Source organism: Novilysobacter erysipheiresistens (assembly GCF_036663935.1).
Classification (GTDB): domain Bacteria; phylum Pseudomonadota; class Gammaproteobacteria; order Xanthomonadales; family Xanthomonadaceae; genus Novilysobacter; species Novilysobacter erysipheiresistens.
In genome coordinates, this window is the sequence record NZ_JAXGFP010000004.1 from 240,942 (window position 1) to 258,922 (window position 17,981).

A 17,981-nucleotide genomic window follows, 5' to 3' on the forward strand; every position below is an offset into this window, starting at 1 on the left:
GTTGAACCGTGCGATGTTGAACCGGCGCTCGTCGCGCCTGCTGGGAAGCGCGTGCGTCGCCCTGCTGTGCGCCTGCAGTCCCGGCAACGGCGAGGCCAACGTCGCCGCCATGCCGCAGGTGCCCGCCGAAACCACCGCCGCGGCCGACGGCAAGCCGTTCGCGATCGCCGAGGTCGCCAGTTTCGACGAACCCTGGGCGATGACCTTCCTGCCCTCGGGCGAGCTGCTGGTGACCGAACGCGGTGGCACGCTCAAGCGGCTAGTCCTGGACGCATCCGGCACGCCGAAGGTCAGCGAGATCAGCGGCGTGCCGGCGGTCGACTACGGCGGCCAGGGCGGCCTCGGCGACGTCATCGCGCATCCGGATTTCGCCGACAACCGGATGGTCTACCTGAGCTACGCCGAGGCCGGCGAAGGCGACACCCGCGGCGCCGCGGTCGCGCGCGCCACCTTGACGCTCGACAAGAACGGCGGCGGCAAGCTGTCGGACCTGCAGGTGATCTGGCGACAGGTGCCCAAGGTCAAGGGTCGCGGCCACTACGGCCATCGCCTCGCCTTCGGCCCCGACGGCTACCTGTGGATCAGCTCGGGCGAACGACAGAAGTTCGACCCCGCACAAGACATGCAGTCCAACCTCGGCAAGATCATCCGCCTCAACGCCGACGGCAGCGTGCCGGCCGACAATCCGTTCGTCGATCAGGCCGCCGGCGCCGGTGATGCCGAAGCGAATGACGTCACCGCGCAGATCTGGTCGCTCGGCCATCGCAACCCGCTGGGGCTGGCCTTCGATGCCGACGGGCAGTTGTGGAACCACGAGATGGGTCCCAGCGGCGGCGACGAACTCAACCGGGTCGAGCGCGGCGGCAACTACGGCTACCCGATCGTGTCGAACGGCGACCACTACGACGGCCGCCCCATTCCCGACCATGACACCCGCCCGGAATTCATCGCCCCGGTGGTCGGCTGGACCCCGGTGATCTCGCCGGCGGGACTGGTGATCTACGACGGTGCCAGCTTCCCCGAATGGCGCGGCGACGCGCTGATCGGCGCACTGTCCGGGCAGGCGCTGGTGCGGGTGGAATTCGAGGGGGACGGCGCGCGCGAGGCCGAACGCTTCGAGATGGATGAGCGCATCCGCGAAGTCGAGCAGGGACCCGATGGCGATATCTGGTTGCTGGAAGACGGCGACGACGCACGGCTGCTGCGGCTGACTCCACCCGCCTGAGCGGCGGCCGCGGCACCCCCGATCGAGATGGAGCACCGGCGCCGTGGTACCGGTGCTCCCAATGCGTAGATCTTGGATCGCGACTCAGCCGTCGACCGGATCGTCGATGCCGTCGTCGGTGGCATCGTCCACCGGATCGCTCGCATCCATGGTGTCGTCCATGTCGTCGTCCATGGCGTCATCGTCCATGTCCTTCATGCCGTCGTCGTCATCCGTGCCGCGATCCATGTCGTGCTGCATGCCGTCGTGCTGCGCATGCGCGCGGAACTCGGCCTCGGTGACGAAGCCGTCGCCGTCGCCGTCCATCATCGCGAAACCGGCATTGAAGTCGGCATCGGCAGCGCCTTCCTGGGCGTCGATCCGCCCATCGCCGTTGGCATCCAGTTCGGCCCAGCGGGGATCGCGGGCGACCTCGGCCGGATCGGCGGGATCAGCCGGCGGCATCGGGTCCTGCGATTGCATCGGCGGCGGCGGAACCGTATCCATCGGGTCCTCGCTCAGCGAGTCTTCGCCCAACTGGTCCTCGCCGACCGGATCCTGGGCGTCATCGACCGGCGGCGCGCGCGGATCGAGTTCCTGTTCGCCGGCTTCGGTCGGGTTGACCTGCGGCGGCAGTGCTTCGGTGGCTTCGGCTTCGTCGAGTTCGCTCTGGGTGGTCTCGCTCTGCGCCGACGCCAGCGGAGTGGCGCCGTCCGCGCCATTGGCGGCCGCGATCGGCGCGGCCAGGGCAGTCGCCAGTGCGACCACCAGGAGATTGCGGTTGCGGGTGTTCATGGGTGTCTCCTGTACGGCCCGCGCGGGCGCGCGTGGTAAGCGCACATTTCGCCCATGGCGGCTGTACGCGCGGTGACGATCGCACGGGATAACGCAAGCTTCATCACGCCATGGCGGCGGCTTATCGAACCGGGCTGTTCATCGGCGGGAAATCGCCGGCGGCCGGCGCCGGATGTCGCGACGCAGCATCGTCCTGCGCGGGTTTGGTCGCGGTCGTCGGCAACTCCATCAACTGCTGTTGCAGGTCGTACAGGATCTCCGCATCGCCCGGCTGCCACGTCCGCTCTTCGCTGCCGCGGAAGTGCCTGTGGAATGCGGCCAACGCGGCGGCCGGGTCGCGCAGGTCGTAGCCGACCAGGCGCAACGCCGCCCACGGGTCGAAGCCCGGCGGCGGCGCGGCGCGAATGTCGCGCGGCCACAGCCCGAAGCCGGCGTCGGCCAGCCGTTGCCACGGGAACAGCACGCTGGGGTCGTCCTTCTTGGTCGGCGCGATGTCGCCATGGCCGATCACCAGGTGCGGCTGGATGCCGTTGCGCGCGCTGACGTCCGCCAGCAGCACCAGCAGCGATTGCAGTTGCGCCTCGCTGAAAGGCTCGTGGCCGTTGTTGTCGAGTTCGATCCCGATCGAGGTCGAGTTGAGGTCGCTGATGCCGGCCCAGCGGCTGCCGCCGGCGTGCCAGGCGCGCGATTGCTCGGATACCAGCTGGTACAGCCGGCCGTCGTCGCCGATCAGGTAGTGCGAGCTGACCGGGCCACCCGAGTTTTCGGTTTGCAGCACGCGCAATGCCGCCTGCGCACTGTCCATCGCGGTGTGGTGCAGCACGATCACCCGCGGTCGCCTCGGTTGGAAATTGGGCGAGGCATGCCACTGCGCCAACGGGTTGCGCGGCAGGGTACTCGCGCAACCGGACAACACGGCAATCAGCAACGCGGCGATGGCGAGAGGCAATGGCTTCATGGTCACCCGGATTTCGGACCGACTGTCGAGTTGGGCACACCGTAAGCGAAACCGGCAGAGTCTGCAGGCCGCACCGAATGTTCCAGTCGCGGGACGCTGCGTCCCCGCATCCCGGCCTTTGCGGGCGCGATCGCGACCCCACGTCTTGTCTGCAGCAACGGCTGTCCAGGCATGTCGCCGGGGCCCGTTGCACGAACATCGCAGCACCCTCCCCCACGTCGCGATGTCCGAAGCAGGAGTCCAACATGAGCAAGCGCAACATCCTTACCCGCAGCATCCTTGCCGTCGCCCTCGGTGCCGTCGCGCTCGGCGCGCAGGCCGACGAGCGTCCCGGCTTCTACGTCGGCGCCGGCGCCGGCCAGGCGATGATCGACGACGGCGCGCTGGACGACGAGGACACCGCGTTCTCGGCGTTCGGTGGCTATCAGTTCAACCGCTACTTCGGCCTGGAAGCCGGCTACGCCGACTTCGGCGAGATCGAGCCGCTCGGCTCGGCCGGCCCGAAGCTGGAAGGTGACGCGGCCTACCTGGTCGCGGTCGGCACCGTGCCGTTCACCGACAGCTTCTCCGGCTACGCCAAGGCCGGCATCAACGACTGGAACGTCGACGCCTCGGTCCCCGGCCTGCTTGCCGACGACAGCGGCAACGACCCGACCTACGGCCTCGGCCTGCAGTACCGCTTCACCGACAACGTCGCGCTGCGTGGCGAGTACAGCCGTTTCGAGATCGACGACAGCGAAGTCGACCTGGCCCAGTTGGCGCTGCGCTTCGATTTCTGATCGCGCGCCGCAACGGTGTTGCAACCCGAAGCCGCCGGCCCGTCCGGCGGCTTTTTTCTGGATGGTTGGACGCTGGCCGCCCGATCATGCAATCTGGCCCGCAGCCATCCGCCCGGGGAACATGCGTGAGCCCATCGACGTCTTCCACCGCGCCCGTCGCGCCCGCACCCGTCCCCGCCGGCGAGCCCGGCATGGTCCGCGCGGTCAGCCGCTGGCAATTGTTCGGGCTGGCGATCAACGACGTCATCGGCAGCGGCATCTACCTGCTGCCGGCCGCGGCCGCCGCGCTGCTCGGCCCATCCAGCCTGTGGGCGGTGTTGCTCGCCGGCGTCGCCGTCAGCCTGCTGGTGCTGTGTTACGCCCAGGCATCGAGCTACTTCGACGATCCGGGCGGCGGCTACCTCTACACGCGCGAGGCGTTCGGCCCGTTCGTCGGCTTCGAGGTCGGCTGGATGCTGTTCCTGACCCGCATTGCCAGCGCCGCCGCGCTCAGCAACGGTCTGGCCGAGGCGGTCACCCATTTCTGGCCGAGCGCCGCCAGCGGCGCGATCCGGATCGCGATCGTGGTCGGTTCGCTGGCCTTCCTGGTCGGCGTCAACGTGGTCGGCGTGCGTGCCGCCGCGCGTACCGGCGTGTTCCTGGCGATCGCCAAGCTGGTGCCGCTGCTGATGTTCATCGGCATCGGCGCGATGTTCGTCGACACCGCAATGGCGGCGCCGCTGGCGGCGGGCTCGGTGTTCGACCTGCCGCTGGGCGACCTCGGCCAGGCGGCGTTGCTGCTGCTGTTCGCCTACGCCGGCTTCGAGAACCTGCCGGCCGCCGCCGGCGAGTACCGCAACCCGCGCCGCGATGTGCCGTTCGCGCTGCTGTCGATGATCGCCACCGTCACCGCGGTCTACTTCGCGGTGCAGTGGGTCGCGCTGGGCACGCTGCCGGGGCTGGCCGAGTCGGCCACGCCGCTGGCCGACGCCGCGGCGCGCTTCGGCGGCGGCTGGCTGGCGCTGGTGCTGACGGTCGGGGCGACGGTGTCGATCCTCGGCACCAACAGCAACACCATCATGCTCGGGCCGCGTTACCTGCATGCGTTGGCGATGGACGGCTACGGACCGCGTGCGCTGGCGTCGATCCACCCGCGCTTCCGCACGCCGACCGTGGCGATCCTCACCCTCGGCGCGTTTTCGCTGGTGCTGGCGCTGTCGGGTTCGTTCGTGCAGTTGGCATTGCTGTCGGTGGTCGCGCGGCTGTTCACCTACATCGGCACCACGGTGTCGGTGCTGGTGCTGCACAAGCGCTACGGCAACCAGCCCGGGGCGATGCAGCTGCCGGGCGGGCCGCTGATCCCGGTGGTCGCATTGCTGCTGTCGATCGGTTTGCTGGCCAGCGCGAAGATCGAGAACCTCATCGCCGGCGCGATCGCGCTGCTGATCGGCGCGGTGATCTACCGGTTCCGGCGCAAGCCGGTCGCCAGCGCCTAGGCGAGGTTCGTCGGCAGCGCGTTGTGGACATGGGTCGCAGCAATCGCGGCATGACCGGTCGCCACCGCGATCTGGTTCAGCGCGCTGACCACGTCGCCGATGGCATACAGGCCCGGCACGCTGGTCATCTGGTCGCGGTCCACCCGCAGCGCGCCTTCCTCGTCGGTTGCCGCGCCCAGCGAGATGGCCAGCCCGGAGTTCTGCCGCGTCCCGAGCATCGAGTAGACGACGTCGAACGGCCGCCGTTGGCCCTCGATCAGGAAGCTGCAGCGCGAGCCATCGAACGACAACTCCCGGCCGACCCCGGTGATGGCGATCCCCGCATCGGCCAGGCGCGCGCGGGTCGCCGCATCGGTGCTGTCGTCGGTGGGAACGACCGCAACGCGTCGCGAGAACGTGCGGATGAACACGGCGTGGTCGGCCGCCGACGCCAACGGTCCATGGACCGCGATGTCGTGGTCGATGGCCTCGTAGCCGTCGCACACCGGGCACAGCCGGATCGCGCCGCAACCCACCGCGTCCTCCAACCCGGCCAAGTCGGGCATCACGTCCTGGCAACCGGTCGCAAGGATCACTTTGCGTGCGCTGAACTCGTCCCGCTTGCCGTGAGCACGAAGGCACCGCCGTCGCGGGTCGGTTCGATCGATTTGATGGCATCGGATTCGATCCGCGCACCGCATGACCGCGCCTGCACGGTCAAGCGCGCGAGGTAGTCGCGGCCGCCGACACCCGACGGAAAACCCGGGCAGTTGTGGCTTTCCGGAATCCACCGCGCGCGGCTGTCGCCGGCATCCAGCAGGACGGCCGAGCGCCGGTACCGGGCGAGGTAGACCGCGGCGGTCAACCCGCCGGGGCCGCCGCCGATGATGGCGCAGTCCAGTGGCTCCCGCATCCGCGCGGTCAGCCGTTGACCACGTTGAGGATGTTGCCGTCGGGGTCCTTGAACCATGCGACCCGCAGGTCGCCGCTGACGTGGACGTCGCCCTCCAGCGTCATGTCCGGCATCTCGTAGTGCTCGAACGCCACGCCCTTGTCGCGCAGCGCCCGCACCACGTCGTCGAGCCCGTCGCCGACCACCCAGGTCATCGCGGTGGCCTGGTTGGTTCCGGCGAAGTCCGAGCGGTACACGAAGAACTCCGAGTCGCCGCTGCCATAGGCGACCACGTCGTCGCCCTCGCGGCCGACCGGGGTCATCCCCAGCGTGCCTTCGTAGAACCTGCGTGCGACGTCGAGGTCGCGGACGGCGATGTTCGCGACGGCATTGGTGTCTGCCAACATTGTGGTGCCCTCCAGCGCGCCTGCCCGGCCGATTGGGCGAACTTGTGGCGCGTCTGCAGTCTCGCCAGCCACCTGTTAACGGCGCGGCACGAAACGGCGAGGCACGATTCCTTCGGTGGACCGCGTCCCCGCTCAGCTCCGTGTCGGCATCGACCGGCCGAAGAAGTCCGGCTTGCCCAGCGGCACGCCGGCCTGGCGCAGGATCGCGTAGGCGGTGGTCACGTGGAAATACAGGTTGGGCAGCACGAAGCCGAACAGGTAGTCGTGGCCGTAGAAATCCATCGTGCCGTCGCCGACCCTGACCGTGACCGGGCGCGATTCGGAACCGTCGAACTGGCTCGGCGCGAACGCCTCGAGGTGGGCGATCGTCCGCGCGATCCGTGCCTGCAACTGGCCGAGGGTCGTCTCGTCGTCGATCACCGACACCACCTCCCGGCCGGCCAGTCGCGAGGCACCGTTGCGGGCCATGTCGGTGGCGATCTGCACCTGCCGCGCCAGCGGATGCATGTCCTCGATCAGGCGCAACTGCAGCAGCGCATCGGGGGCGATGCCGTCCCCGCGTGCATGCGCCTCGCCGAGCCCCAGCACGTGCGCCAGGCCATTGAGGGCCCGGATGAAACCGGGGATCGAGGCGGAATACATCGAGACGGCGCTGGCCATGGCAGGGCTCCGGAAGTGGGGGTGCCACAGGCTAGCCCTGCCATCGGCCTCGCGGTAGTCGCGCTGGCGGGACGACGTGTCCCGACAGCGCGACCGATGGGTCATGCAGACCCGTCATCCGAATACTTCTCGTGCAGCGCGACCGGCGCGACCGGTGTGTTCGAACGGCGGCGGATCCACAGGTTGATCACTTCCACGAACACCGAGAACGCCATCGCGGCATAGATGTAGCCTTTCGGGATGTGCTGGCCAAAGCCATCGGCGATGAGCACCAGGCCGATCATGATCAGGAAGCTCAGGGCGAGCACCTTGACCGTCGGGTGGCGCTCGACGAAATCGCCGATCGGCTTGGCGAACGCCAGCATGAAGCCAATCGAGATCAGGATCGCGGTGACCATGACCCAGCGCTCGTCGACCATGCCGACGGCGGTGATGATCGAATCGAGCGAGAATACGATGTCGAGCACCATGATCTGCGCGATCACGCTGGCGAACGTGGCGGTCGCGGCGCCGGCGGTGACGTGCTCGGTGGCGCCCTCCAGCTTCTGGTGGATCTCGTGCGTCGCCTTGCCGATCAGGAACAGGCCGCCGCCGATCAGGATCAGGTCGCGCCAGGAGAACGCGTGGCCGAACAGCGAGAACAGCGGCGCGGTGAGGCCGATGATCCAGGCGATCGCCAATAACAGCCCGAGGCGGGTGACGGCCGCCAGGGTGATGCCGACGCGGCGGGCGACGTCGCGCTGCTCCGGCGGCAGCTTGCCGGCGAGGATCGAGATGAAAATGATGTTGTCGATCCCGAGTACCAGTTCCAGTGCGGTCAGGGTGGCGAGTGCGATCCAGATTTCGGGGTTGGCCAGGGCTTCCATGAGGGTCTCTTCGATAGGTATTGCGCAGCGTCCCGCAGCGCATGAGTGCGCCGGGAACAGGGCCATGGCCAGATGCATCGAACAGACGCGCCTTCGCCGTGGAACGGGAAGGTCTTGCTCGCAGGCCCCCGTTCATGGACGGACGGGCCTGCTGCTGCACCGGAGCTTTGATGCTCGTAATGACGGCGACAGCGCTTGGGAGCTACTCCCCTTCGGCGGCGATCCTAGCATGCACGAGGGGCCATGCACGCGGGTCGCGGTTGTTTGCGTTCATGCCACAAGTTGGGCGACCGATTGCACGCGAACGCCACGGCCCCGCCAGCAGCAACGAGCTGCGCTTCAGCAACCGCAATGCGGCCGACATCGTCGTCACCGGCGCGCGCATCGAGAGCGGAGGCCGCACGCTCCGGGACGACTCGATCGCCGGCTATCACGCCGACCTGCGCGGCTTCCTCGACACTGCCGGCTCGATGGCCAAGGTCGCCAAATCGCTCCTGGGCAATCACGGCGCATTCCCGCAGGCGGCCACCGACATGTGCTCGGCGATCCTCGCGGTGCAGTGGTCGGGACACGCGATGGAACAGCGGTTCCCGGGTCGTCTCGCCGATCCGAGTTACGCTGAAATAGCTTCGCGTCGCAGCCGTTCGGCCGCCGTCGTCTGATTCTCGCCGCGGATGCGCTGGTGCAGGTCGAAAAGCCAGGCGCTATCCGACGGGAATGTAGATATAGGTGGGCCCTGGGGTCGGACATTCGCCGGGCGGGGCCGGCAGGACTTGATGCTCGATCGGCCCCAGTCGTCCGACCCATTGCGGATGCCAGCGTCCCATGAACTCGCGCGCGGCCTCGAGTTGCATCTCGTGCTCTACGACCTTGAAGCTTTCTTCGGTGGGCTCGTAGACGACATCACCAACATAAGCGACCTCGCCAGCATCCAGCTGGAACACCACGGTGCTGCCATCGGCACATACCCAACGGTTGCCGAGAGTCGTGATGGCGATGGTCTCGCCGGCCTTGGCCTTGCCGACAACGTATCCGGCGGCTGGCATGCCAGTAAAACGGGCCGGTGTGAATAGCGAGCTCTTGAACTCACCATCGACGACGCTGCCGGGGAACACGGTAACCTGGCGATCTGTAGGTAAGACACGCACCACAAAGATCGCCTCGCGTTCGACATTGAAGCGCGACATGTCGGTAGCGCATCCACCCAGCAGAAGTGCGACCACGCACAGCGCATACTTTGCCATTGTCACCCCCGTTTTGCGGTCGCTACGACGTCAGATCCCTAACCGCATTTGCTATACCCACAATTCAGGCACGTCGCGCAGCCGTCCATGATTACCACCGCCTTGGTGCTGCACTTGTGGCACATGGTCGCCGAGGGCGGGAACGACGCGCCGTCGCCGGTGACCTCGACGTCCTCGCTGCGCGGAGTGTCGCGGACCTTCGGCTCGGCGAACAGATCCGCGCCTACGTCAGAGTTTTTTTTTGAGTCGAGCGCGGCATAGGCGGCGCGCTTCTCGGCGATCAGCGCGCGCTGCTCGGCGCTCATCTCCGGGTCGTGCAACAGGCCGATCGCCTTGAGGTGGTCCTCGACGATGCTGCCCAGCTCGGCCACCAGCGAGGGCATGTAAACGCCGCCGGCCTTGAAGTAGCCGCCCTTGGGGTCGAACACGGCCTTCATCTCGTCGACCAGGAAGGTCACGTCGCCGCCCTTGCGGAACACCGCGGACATGATCCGGGTCAGCGCCACGATCCACTGGAAGTGGTCCATGTTCTTGGAGTTGATGAAGATCTCGAACGGCCGGCGCTGCTCGTGCTCGCTGCCGGCGTTGAGCACGATGTCGTTGATCGTCACGTACAGCGCGTGCTCGAACAGCGGGGTCTTGAGCTTGTAGGTGGAGCCGACGAGGGTTTCCGGACGCTCGATCTTCTCGTGCATCTGGATCACGTTGGTGCCGGGCTGGGCGGCCGCGTCGGCGGCCTCGCGCGCGACCGCGTCGGCCTTGGCGGCCTTGCTCCGGTCCTCGGCGCTGACCACGCTGTAACCCTTGATTTTCTTGTCGATCTTGACGGCCATCGGCTCTGGTCCTGTTTCGCTGGTCTGTTCGGTGGTGCGTGTTCGTGGGCGCCTCGTCCTGCCCCCTCCGGACGGGAGGGGGAGGAGAGCGGCGCGACCTACTTCCTGGTTGGCGCGGTCTTGCGGGCGGCGGTCTTCCTGGCCGGTGCCTTGCGAACGGCGGTCTTCTTCGGCGCGGCCTTCTTCACTGCCGCCTTCCGGCCGACCGGCTTGCGGGCAACAGTCTTCTTGCCGGCGACTTTCTTGGCAGCGGACTTCTTGGTCGCGACCTTTTTCCCCGGCGCCTTCTTGGCCGCGGACTTGCGGACGGCCTTCTTCGAAGCGGCTTTCTTCGGAGCGACTTTCTTCGGAGCGGCCTTCTTGGTCGCAGCCTTCTTGGTCGCAGCCTTCTTGGTCGCAGCCTTCTTCGGCGCAACCTTCTTGGCGGCTGCCTTCTTGGCGGCTGCCTTCTTGGCGGCTGCCTTCTTCGGCGCGGCCTTCTTGGCAGTCGCCTTCTTGGCAGTCGCCTTCTTCGCCGAAGTCTTCTTCGCGGAAGTTTTCTGGGCCGCGGCCGTCTTCCTGGCCGCGCTCTTGCGGACCAGGCTGTCGGCTTCCTTCTTGCCGTCGGCGCTGGCCTTGGCCAGCTTCTTCTTGGTACTGCTGACCTTCTTGGCGGCGGCCTTGCGGACGCGGCTGGCGCTGCTGAGGACCGTGGCGGCGGCGCCCTCGGCGCTCGACGCAATGCTGCTGCCGATGTTGCCGGCGGTTTCCTTGATGCTGTCGGCGGCCTGGGAAAGGGTTGCCGTCACTCCATTACCGTTGCTCATGTGCCCTCCTGACGGGCGTCTTGTTGGCGATGCGGGTAACGCGGTGAAACCGTTGTGTCACCGAAGCGGATCGTAACTCCGCATCGCGCCCAAAACACACTGGAACCGGCCTGGATTCAGCCCCGAGCCGAAGCCCGCGGCCCGGCCGTCAGAACTTGCCGTAATACCCTTCCTTGAGGGCGTCGAACAGGTTGGCGGCGGTGTGCATTTCGCCGTCGTATTCGATCTGCTCGTTGCCCTTGACCTCCACCACCTGGCCGTCCTCCAGCTCGAAGCGGTAGGTGGTGTTCTCAAGGTCGGCTTCCTTGACCAGCACGCCCTGGAATGCGGCAGGATTGAAGCGGAACGTGGTGCAGCCCTTCAGGCCCTGCGCGTGGGCGTAGGTGTAGATGTCCTTGAAGTCCTCGTACGGGTAATCCGTCGGGACGTTGGCGGTCTTGGAGATCGAGCTGTCGACCCATTTCTGCGCGGCGGCCTGGACGTCGACGTGCTGCTTCGGGGTGACGTCGTCGGCGGCGATGAAGTACTCGGGCAGCTTCTCGGCATCGTCCTCGGAGAACGGCATCGCCCGCGGGTTGACCAGCGCGCGGTAGGCCAGCAACTCGAACGAGAACACGTCGACCTTCTCCTTCGACTTCTTGCCCTCGCGGATCACGTTGCGGCTGTAGTGGTGGGCGAACGACGGCTCGATGCCGTTGGAGGCGTTGTTGGCCAGCGACAGCGAGATGGTGCCGGTGGGTGCGATCGAGCTGTGGTGGGTGAAGCGGGCGCCGGTCTCGGCCAGTTCGGCGACCAGTTCCGGGGCGACCTCGGCGATGCGCTGCATGTAACGGCTGTACTTGGCGTGCAGGGTCTTGCCGGGGATCTTCTGGCCGATCTTCCAGCCGTCCTTGACCATCTCCGGGCGCTTGCGCAGCATCTCCGCGTCGACCTGGAAGTTCTCGACCATGATCGGCGCCGGGCCCTTCTCGCGGGCCAGCTCCAGGCCCATTTCCCAGCCGGCCACCGCCATCTCGCGGGCGACGCGCTCGGTGAACTCGGTCGAGGCCTTGGAGCCGTACTTCATCCGCAGCATGGTCACGGTGCTGCCCAGGCCGAGGAAGCCCATGCCGTGGCGGCGCTTGCGCATGATCTCGTCGCGCTGCTGCTGCAACGGCAGGCCGTTGACCTCGACCACGTTGTCGAGCATGCGGGTGAACACGCGCACGACTTCCTTGTACTCGTCCCAGTCGAACGTCGCCTTGTCGGTGAAGGCGTTGCGCACGAACTTGGTCAGGTTGACCGAGCCCAGCAGGCAGGCGCCGTAGGCCGGCAACGGCTGCTCGCCGCAGGGATTGGTCGCGCGGATGTTCTCGCACCACCAGTTGTTGTTCATCTCGTTGACGCGGTCGATCAGGATGAAGCCCGGCTCGGCGTAGTCGTACGTCGAGACCATGATCATGTCCCACAGGTGCCGCGCCCTGATGTGGCCGTAGATCTTGCAGGCGACCAGGCCGTCTTCGCGGGCGATGTAGTTCTTGTGGGTCGGCCAGTCGCGCCAGACCACGGTGGCGGCGTCATCGAGGTCGATGTCGCCCTTTTCCTTGATGTTGATCGGGAACACCAGCGGCCAGTCGGCGTCGTCGGCCACCGCTTCCATGAAGCCGTCGGTGATCAGCAGCGACAGGTTGAACTGGCGCAGGCGGCCGTCCTCGCGCTTGGCCCGGATGAAGTCCTTCACGTCCGGGTGCGACACGTCGAACGTGCCCATCTGCGCGCCGCGGCGGCCACCGGCCGAGGACACGGTGAAACACATCTTGTCGTAGATATCCATGAACGACATCGGCCCCGACGTGTACGCGCCGGCGCCGGCGACGAACGCGCCGCGCGGGCGCAGGGTCGAGAATTCGTAGCCGATGCCGCAGCCGGCCTTCAGGGTCAGGCCGGCCTCGTGGACCTTCTCGAGGATGCCGTCCATCGAGTCCTCGATCGTGCCGCTGACGGTGCAGTTGATCGTGCTGGTCGCCGGCTTGTGCTCGAGCGCGCCGGCGTTGGACGTGATGCGGCCAGCCGGGATCGCCCCGCGGCGCAGCGCCCAGGTGAAGCGCTCGTTCCAGTACTGCTGCAGCTCCGGGGTCGGCTCGGCCTCGGCCAGCGCCCGGGCGACGCGCTGGTAGGTCGCGTCGATGTCGGCGTCGATCGCGTCGCCGCCCTTGCTCTTGAGCCGGTACTTCTTGTCCCAGATGTCCTGGGACGCGGGCTGCATCGGGATGTCCATGCCTGACTTGTCGCTGCTCTTGTTCACTGCCTCGAGGCGCACCGTACTCATGCCTGCCCTTTCTCCTCGTGATGGCCGCGCATGGGGTCGCGGCCGGGTTGTGCTGGACCGGGTGTGGCCCGGTTCGTTGCTTGTTCTGATTGTTGCCGGTGTTGCCGCCGGGTGTTGCCGCCAGCCGCCGACGCCGATGCCCGCGGCTGCGTCATGCGCGCCGCGTCAGGCACAGGTTTGGTGGTGGTTCGAGCGGTCGCCAAGGCCCTGCTCCGTCAGACGCCGAAGAGCCGCAATCCTTGCGGTTCCAAGCGCTCAACTTGCCCAAGCGAACCCCACTGCTTGGGTTTCGACGACCCCGCAAACCACAACATGTAGTGTGCGAGGCGAGTGGCCAAACTACCGCCCGACCCCGGCGAAGTCAACGCATTTCTGGTGTCGAATCGGTGCATCCGCGGTGTGCCTGGAACCGTGGCCGCAACGGTTGACGGAATGCGTTTTTGCCGCCGGACTCGGGGCTTCATCGACGATTGGGTGGGCATCGCGCACACTGGCTCTCGTGCCGGCGGGGGACCGGCCGGGCGCCGCGCCGGCCACGCCGAACCCCGCGCCGACAGCGTTGTCCAAGTGCAATTCCGGAGCCCGCATGCCCACGATGTCGACCCCGACCAAGACCCTGCTCGCCCTGATCCTCGCCGCCGCGTTTGGCGGCTTTGCCGCGACCGCGATCCGCGACGGCCTCGCCCCGGCGCAAGCCTCGCCGGCGGTCGCCGCTGTGGCGCCGACACTGGGCCAGCTGCCGGCCGCGGTCGCCGGCCAGCCGCTGCCATCGCTGGCACCGATGCTGGCGCGGGTCACCCCGGCGGTGGTCAGCGTGCAGACCAAGTCGCGGGTGCGGATCCAGAACCCGTTCGCCAACGACCCGATGTTCCGGCGGATGTTCCCCAACGTGCCGCGCGAGCGGATCGAGCAGTCGCTGGGCTCGGGCGTGATCGTCGACGCCGAGCGCGGGCTGGTGTTGACCAACCACCACGTGATCGAGGGCGCCGACGAGGTCACGGTGACGCTCAGCGACGGCCGCACCCTCAACGCCGAGTTCGTCGGCTCCGATCCCGACACCGATGTCGCGGTGATGAAGATCCCGGCGCAGGACCTGCACGAGATCCCGCTGGCCGATTCGGGCGCGTTGCGGGTCGGCGATTTCGTGGTCGCGGTCGGCAACCCGTTCGGGATCGGCCAGACCGTCACCAGCGGCATCGTCTCGGCGGTCGGTCGCAGCGGCCTGCGCGGGCTCGGCTACCAGAACTTCATCCAGACCGATGCCTCGATCAACCCGGGCAACTCCGGTGGCGCATTGGTCAACCTCGACGGCCAGCTGGTCGGCATCAACACCGCCAGCTTCAACCCGCGTGGTTCGATGGCCGGCAACATCGGACTGGGCTTCGCGATCCCGGCCAACCTCGCGCGCAACGTGATGACCCAACTGGTCGCCACCGGCGAGGTCCGCCGCGGCAGCCTCGGGCTGGAGTCGCAGGCGCTGACCGCGCGGCTGGCCGAAGCGCTGAAGCTCGACGATGCCCGCGGCGCGGTGGTCAACCGGGTCTACGACGGCCTGGCCGCGGACGACGCCGGCTTGCAGCCGGGCGACGTCATCGTCGCCGCCAACGGCGAGCGCATCGACGGCCCGGACGCGCTGCACAACTTCGAGGGCCTGCAGCCGGTCGGCAGCCAGGTCGTGCTCGACATCCGCCGCGACGGCGCACCGATGCAGCTGACGGTGGTGGTGCGCGAACAGCCGCGGGTGTTCCCCGGCGCCCAGCTCGACCCGCGGCTGACCGGCGCGACCTTCGCCGAACTGCCCGAGGGCCTGCGCCAGTCCGGCGTCAGCGGCGTGGTGGTGGAGTCGATCGCCCGCGGCAGCCGCGCCGACAGCAACGGCCTGCGGGTCGGTGACGTGGTGGTGGCCGCCAGCGCCGGCGAGTTCGACGACCTCGCGGGCTTCCGCGCGGGCTTCACACAGGCTCCGGCACAGTTGGTCCTGCGTATCGTGCGCGGCAACCGGCAGGGCATCCTGCCGATGCAGTGACGCGACGCGCGGTTTACCCCAACCGCTCCACTTCGCCAGCCCCCGCCAGGAGTACCACCACATGAGCCCGACCGACACCACGCACAACGGCCCCGCCGCAGCCAGCCCGCTGAAGAACAGCCTGGGCGAAGCCGGCAGCCACCTGAAGCAGGCGGCGCGCGACGCCGGTGATGCGATCAAGGGCGCCTCCGGTGCCGCCGGCGACGAGTTGCGGGTCGGCAAGGCCCACGTCAAGTCCGACCTCGCCGACAGCGCACTGGCCGGTATCAGCGCCGCCGAACATGCCAGCGCCGCCGCGCGCGAGCAGGCCGACGTGTTGATGGACAAGGGTCGCGACCTGATCGACAGCGCCGCCGAGCTGATCCGCGAACGCCCGATCGCCTCGTTCGGCGCCGCCTTCGCGGCCGGCTGGATCATCGCCAAGCTCGCCCGCAGCGGCGACAAGTAAGCCATCGCCATGGGCGCGACCGGCGCAGGCGACAACCGCGATCCCGACCGGCACGCCGGGAAGGCACGCGAATCGGCGGAGGGTTTCGACGCACTGCCGCCGGACCTGCTGGAAGCGATGCGGCAGATCGGCGCCACCGGTCGCGCCAGCCTCGGCGCCGCCGGTGATACCGCCAAGGCCCTGCGCACGCTGGTGGTCGCCGACGTGGCGCTGGCGCGCAGCGCCGCCGGTCGCAGCCTGGCGTTCGGCGGCATGGCGGCCGCGTTCGGCGCCTCGGCCTGGTTGCTGCTGATGGCGACCCTGGTGGTGTTCCTCAGCCGCCAACTGGGTTGGTCGTGGTCGGTGGCGATGCTGGTGCCGGCGCTGCTGAGCCTGGTCGCCGCCGCCGTCGCCGGCGTCTTGGCGATGCGCTATTTCGAACACACCCGGCTGCAGGCGACCCGGCGCCAGCTGGCCCGGCTCGGCATCGGCGAGTTGGCCGAGTTCATGCCCGATCCGGACTCGCCGGTGTCGGCGCGCGCCGCGTCCGCGCGCAACCCGCCAAGCAACGGCCATGGCGCACCGGCGAAGGACGAGCAGGGCGTCGACGTAACTCCGCCCTGACGGGCCGGCGGTCACATACAGGGGAGAGTCACCGCGTCATGAGCTTCGACAAACTCATCGCCAAGGTCACGCAGGCCGAGAACGCACTGGAGGCGCACGAGCGCCGGGTCGGTGCCGACCTGCGCCAGCTCAAGCATTCATGGAAGACAGCCTGGACGCCGACGCGGATCGTGATCGCCGGCGTGGTCGGCGGGTTCCTGGTCGGCCGCGCCGAACCGCTGCGCAGCGCCGCGCGCGGTGGCGGCCTGGTGCGGATCGTGTCGCTGCTGACCGGCGTGTTCGCCAGCGGCACCGCCAGCCACGCGGCCGAGGAAGCCGAGCATGCCGCGGACGACGCCGAAACGGCGGTCGCGGCCGCAGTCCCGGGCGCGGCTTCCACCGCGGATGCCGCCGCCGCGACGATTACCGCGGCCAACGAACGCGTCGCCCACGAGCGCCTGCTGCGCGCGGCGGCCGCGGCGCGCCGGACCAATGCCGAGGCGATCGACTAGTGGCCACGCCGACCGACGGCGACGCGGACGCCCGACACCCGCGAAGCGGCCCCGGCACGGCCACCCCGGCCGCCGACGCCAGTTCCGGCGCCGAGCCGCCGCTGTCGCCGCTGCGCCCGCGCGCGTCCACCGCGCTGGTGGTGCTGGCGACGCTGGCGGTCGGCTACACCTTGTGGGTTGCCCAGGACGTGATCCTGCCGGTACTGCTGGCGATGTTCTTCGCGATGATCGGAAACCCGATCATCCGCGGCCTGCAACGCGTGTTCATCCCGCGCGCGATCGGCGCCATGCTGGTGCTGCTGCTGGGCCTGGCCGGCACAGTCGCGCTTGGCAGCCAACTGGTCGAGCCGGCCGCGGAATGGGCCAGACAGGTGCCGCGCGAGATGCGCGACCTGGCACCGAAGCTGCGCGAGCTGACCAAGCCGGTCAAGGCAGCCAATGAGGCCGCGCAGGACTTCGCCCGCGCCACCGATGGCGAAGACGCACAGCCGGTCGAAGTGGTCCGCACCGAGGTCAACGACCCGTACAAGTCGCTGACCACCACCCCGATGATGATCGCCTCGGTGCTGGCGGTGGTGCTGCTGACGTTCTTCTTCATGGTCTACGGCCAGAACCTGCAACGCAACGCGCTGTCGCTGCTGCCGACGCGCCAGCAAAAGCGCGTCACTGTCGAGATCCTGCAGTCGATCGAGCGCGAGGTATCGCGCTACGTACTGACCATCAGCGTGATCAACGCCCTGCTCGGCCTGCTCCTGGCCGGGATCTTCTACCTGCTCGGGGTGCCGCTGGCGGAGGCGCTGTTGTGGGGGACGATGGCGATGATCCTCAACTTCGCGCCGTACGTCGGCCCGCTGATCGGCATCATCATCATGTTGATGATGGGTTTCGTCGCCTTCGACGAATTGTGGATGTCGCTGCTGCCGGCGGGCATCTACCTGGGCCTGCACACGCTCGAGGGGCAGATCCTGACCCCGATCGTGCTCGGCCGGCAGATGCGGCTGTCGCCGCTGGTGCTGATCCTGGCGCTGATGCTGTTCGGCTGGCTGTGGGGGATCATCGGCCTGCTGCTGGCGGTGCCGCTGCTGGTCTGCGTGAAGATCGTGCTGGCGCGGATCGAGGGCCTGGAAGGCTGGGCGACCCTGCTGGAATAGGTCGCCGCAATGGGCATTTTGTAGGAGCGGCTTCAGCCGCGATCTGGAGTCGGCGC

Annotated in this window: 20 protein-coding genes; 9 read left to right on the top strand and 11 right to left on the bottom strand. The window is 68.2% G+C overall.

Annotated elements, in window-relative coordinates; translation table 11 throughout:
* Positions 1 to 13 precede the first annotated feature (13 nt).
* Positions 14 to 1,225, top strand: coding sequence for a PQQ-dependent sugar dehydrogenase (locus SNE34_RS09470; RefSeq protein ID WP_425604501.1), 1,212 nt, complete (start codon positions 14 to 16; stop codon positions 1,223 to 1,225).
* A gap of 84 nt (positions 1,226 to 1,309) precedes the next feature.
* Here SNE34_RS09470 and SNE34_RS09475 read toward each other — a convergent pair whose 3' ends face one another.
* A complete protein-coding gene (locus SNE34_RS09475) occupies positions 1,310 to 1,999 on the bottom strand; it encodes an EF-hand domain-containing protein (protein ID WP_332616739.1) in 690 nt (229 codons plus the stop codon).
* A gap of 121 nt (positions 2,000 to 2,120) precedes the next feature.
* Positions 2,121 to 2,957, bottom strand: coding sequence for an N-acetylmuramoyl-L-alanine amidase (locus SNE34_RS09480; RefSeq protein ID WP_332616740.1), 837 nt, complete (start codon positions 2,955 to 2,957; stop codon positions 2,121 to 2,123).
* A gap of 245 nt (positions 2,958 to 3,202) precedes the next feature.
* Here SNE34_RS09480 and SNE34_RS09485 point away from each other — a divergent pair, with 245 nt between their 5' ends.
* Together SNE34_RS09485 and SNE34_RS09490 are read left to right on the top strand one after the other, a co-directional pair.
* Positions 3,203 to 3,736 carry a porin family protein gene (locus tag SNE34_RS09485; RefSeq protein ID WP_332616741.1) on the top strand — a complete coding sequence of 178 codons (534 nt, stop codon included), beginning with the start codon at positions 3,203 to 3,205 and terminating at the stop codon, positions 3,734 to 3,736.
* Positions 3,737 to 3,927: 191 nt separating this feature from the next.
* Entirely contained in the window at positions 3,928 to 5,211 is a 1,284-nt protein-coding gene (locus SNE34_RS09490; protein ID WP_332616852.1) for an APC family permease, read from the top strand.
* Here SNE34_RS09490 and SNE34_RS09495 read toward each other — a convergent pair.
* From SNE34_RS09495 to SNE34_RS09515, 5 genes are all read right to left on the bottom strand, one after another.
* A complete protein-coding gene (locus SNE34_RS09495; protein ID WP_332616742.1) occupies positions 5,208 to 5,891 on the bottom strand; it encodes an NAD(P)/FAD-dependent oxidoreductase in 684 nt (227 codons plus the stop codon). The two genes, SNE34_RS09490 and SNE34_RS09495, sit on opposite strands and share 4 nt — an antisense overlap.
* Positions 5,783 to 6,103 carry an NAD(P)/FAD-dependent oxidoreductase gene (locus tag SNE34_RS09500; protein ID WP_332616743.1) on the bottom strand — a complete coding sequence of 107 codons (321 nt, stop codon included), beginning with the start codon at positions 6,101 to 6,103 and terminating at the stop codon, positions 5,783 to 5,785. The genes SNE34_RS09495 and SNE34_RS09500 overlap by 109 nt, the downstream gene beginning before the upstream one ends.
* A gap of 8 nt (positions 6,104 to 6,111) precedes the next feature.
* Entirely contained in the window at positions 6,112 to 6,489 is a 378-nt protein-coding gene (locus SNE34_RS09505) for a VOC family protein (protein ID WP_332616744.1), read from the bottom strand.
* Between the two features lie 132 nt (positions 6,490 to 6,621).
* Positions 6,622 to 7,149, bottom strand: coding sequence for a DUF1993 domain-containing protein (locus SNE34_RS09510; protein ID WP_332616745.1), 528 nt, complete (start codon positions 7,147 to 7,149; stop codon positions 6,622 to 6,624).
* Between the two features lie 101 nt (positions 7,150 to 7,250).
* A complete protein-coding gene (locus SNE34_RS09515; RefSeq protein WP_332616746.1) occupies positions 7,251 to 8,015 on the bottom strand; it encodes a TerC family protein in 765 nt (254 codons plus the stop codon).
* Between the two features lie 272 nt (positions 8,016 to 8,287).
* Here SNE34_RS09515 and SNE34_RS09520 point away from each other — a divergent pair, with 272 nt between their 5' ends.
* Positions 8,288 to 8,677 (top strand): hypothetical protein, encoded by a 390-nt coding sequence (locus tag SNE34_RS09520; RefSeq protein WP_332616747.1) that lies wholly within the window; start codon positions 8,288 to 8,290, stop codon positions 8,675 to 8,677.
* Positions 8,678 to 8,719: 42 nt separating this feature from the next.
* Here the strand turns inward: SNE34_RS09520 and SNE34_RS09525 are convergent, their stop codons facing one another.
* From SNE34_RS09525 to SNE34_RS09540, 4 genes are all read right to left on the bottom strand, one after another.
* Positions 8,720 to 9,259 carry a hypothetical protein gene (locus tag SNE34_RS09525; protein ID WP_332616748.1) on the bottom strand — a complete coding sequence of 180 codons (540 nt, stop codon included), beginning with the start codon at positions 9,257 to 9,259 and terminating at the stop codon, positions 8,720 to 8,722.
* A gap of 38 nt (positions 9,260 to 9,297) precedes the next feature.
* Positions 9,298 to 10,092, bottom strand: coding sequence for a TSCPD domain-containing protein (locus SNE34_RS09530; RefSeq protein WP_332616749.1), 795 nt, complete (start codon positions 10,090 to 10,092; stop codon positions 9,298 to 9,300).
* Between the two features lie 98 nt (positions 10,093 to 10,190).
* Positions 10,191 to 10,898 carry a histone H1-like repetitive region-containing protein gene (locus tag SNE34_RS09535; RefSeq protein WP_332616750.1) on the bottom strand — a complete coding sequence of 236 codons (708 nt, stop codon included), beginning with the start codon at positions 10,896 to 10,898 and terminating at the stop codon, positions 10,191 to 10,193.
* Between the two features lie 148 nt (positions 10,899 to 11,046).
* Positions 11,047 to 13,206: an adenosylcobalamin-dependent ribonucleoside-diphosphate reductase gene (locus SNE34_RS09540; RefSeq protein ID WP_332616751.1), complete on the bottom strand. Its 2,160-nt coding sequence runs from the start codon at positions 13,204 to 13,206 to the stop codon at positions 11,047 to 11,049.
* A gap of 595 nt (positions 13,207 to 13,801) precedes the next feature.
* Between SNE34_RS09540 and SNE34_RS09545 the strand changes: the two genes are divergently transcribed.
* The 5 genes from SNE34_RS09545 (at position 13,802) to SNE34_RS09565 (ending at position 17,925) form a co-directional block, all read left to right on the top strand.
* Positions 13,802 to 15,232, top strand: a complete 1,431-nt coding sequence (locus SNE34_RS09545; RefSeq protein ID WP_332616853.1) for a Do family serine endopeptidase — start codon at positions 13,802 to 13,804, stop codon at positions 15,230 to 15,232.
* Positions 15,233 to 15,293: 61 nt separating this feature from the next.
* Positions 15,294 to 15,680, top strand: coding sequence for a hypothetical protein (locus SNE34_RS09550; protein ID WP_332616752.1), 387 nt, complete (start codon positions 15,294 to 15,296; stop codon positions 15,678 to 15,680).
* Positions 15,681 to 15,689: 9 nt separating this feature from the next.
* On the top strand, positions 15,690 to 16,283 hold the full coding sequence (locus SNE34_RS09555; RefSeq protein ID WP_332616753.1) for a phage holin family protein: 594 nt from the start codon (positions 15,690 to 15,692) through the stop codon (positions 16,281 to 16,283).
* A 38-nt stretch (positions 16,284 to 16,321) separates the two neighbouring features.
* Positions 16,322 to 16,774: a hypothetical protein gene (locus SNE34_RS09560; RefSeq protein ID WP_332616754.1), complete on the top strand. Its 453-nt coding sequence runs from the start codon at positions 16,322 to 16,324 to the stop codon at positions 16,772 to 16,774.
* A 101-nt stretch (positions 16,775 to 16,875) separates the two neighbouring features.
* Complete coding sequence (locus SNE34_RS09565; RefSeq protein WP_332616854.1) at positions 16,876 to 17,925, top strand: AI-2E family transporter; 1,050 nt, start codon at positions 16,876 to 16,878, stop codon at positions 17,923 to 17,925.
* The last annotated feature ends 56 nt before the right edge of the window (positions 17,926 to 17,981 follow it).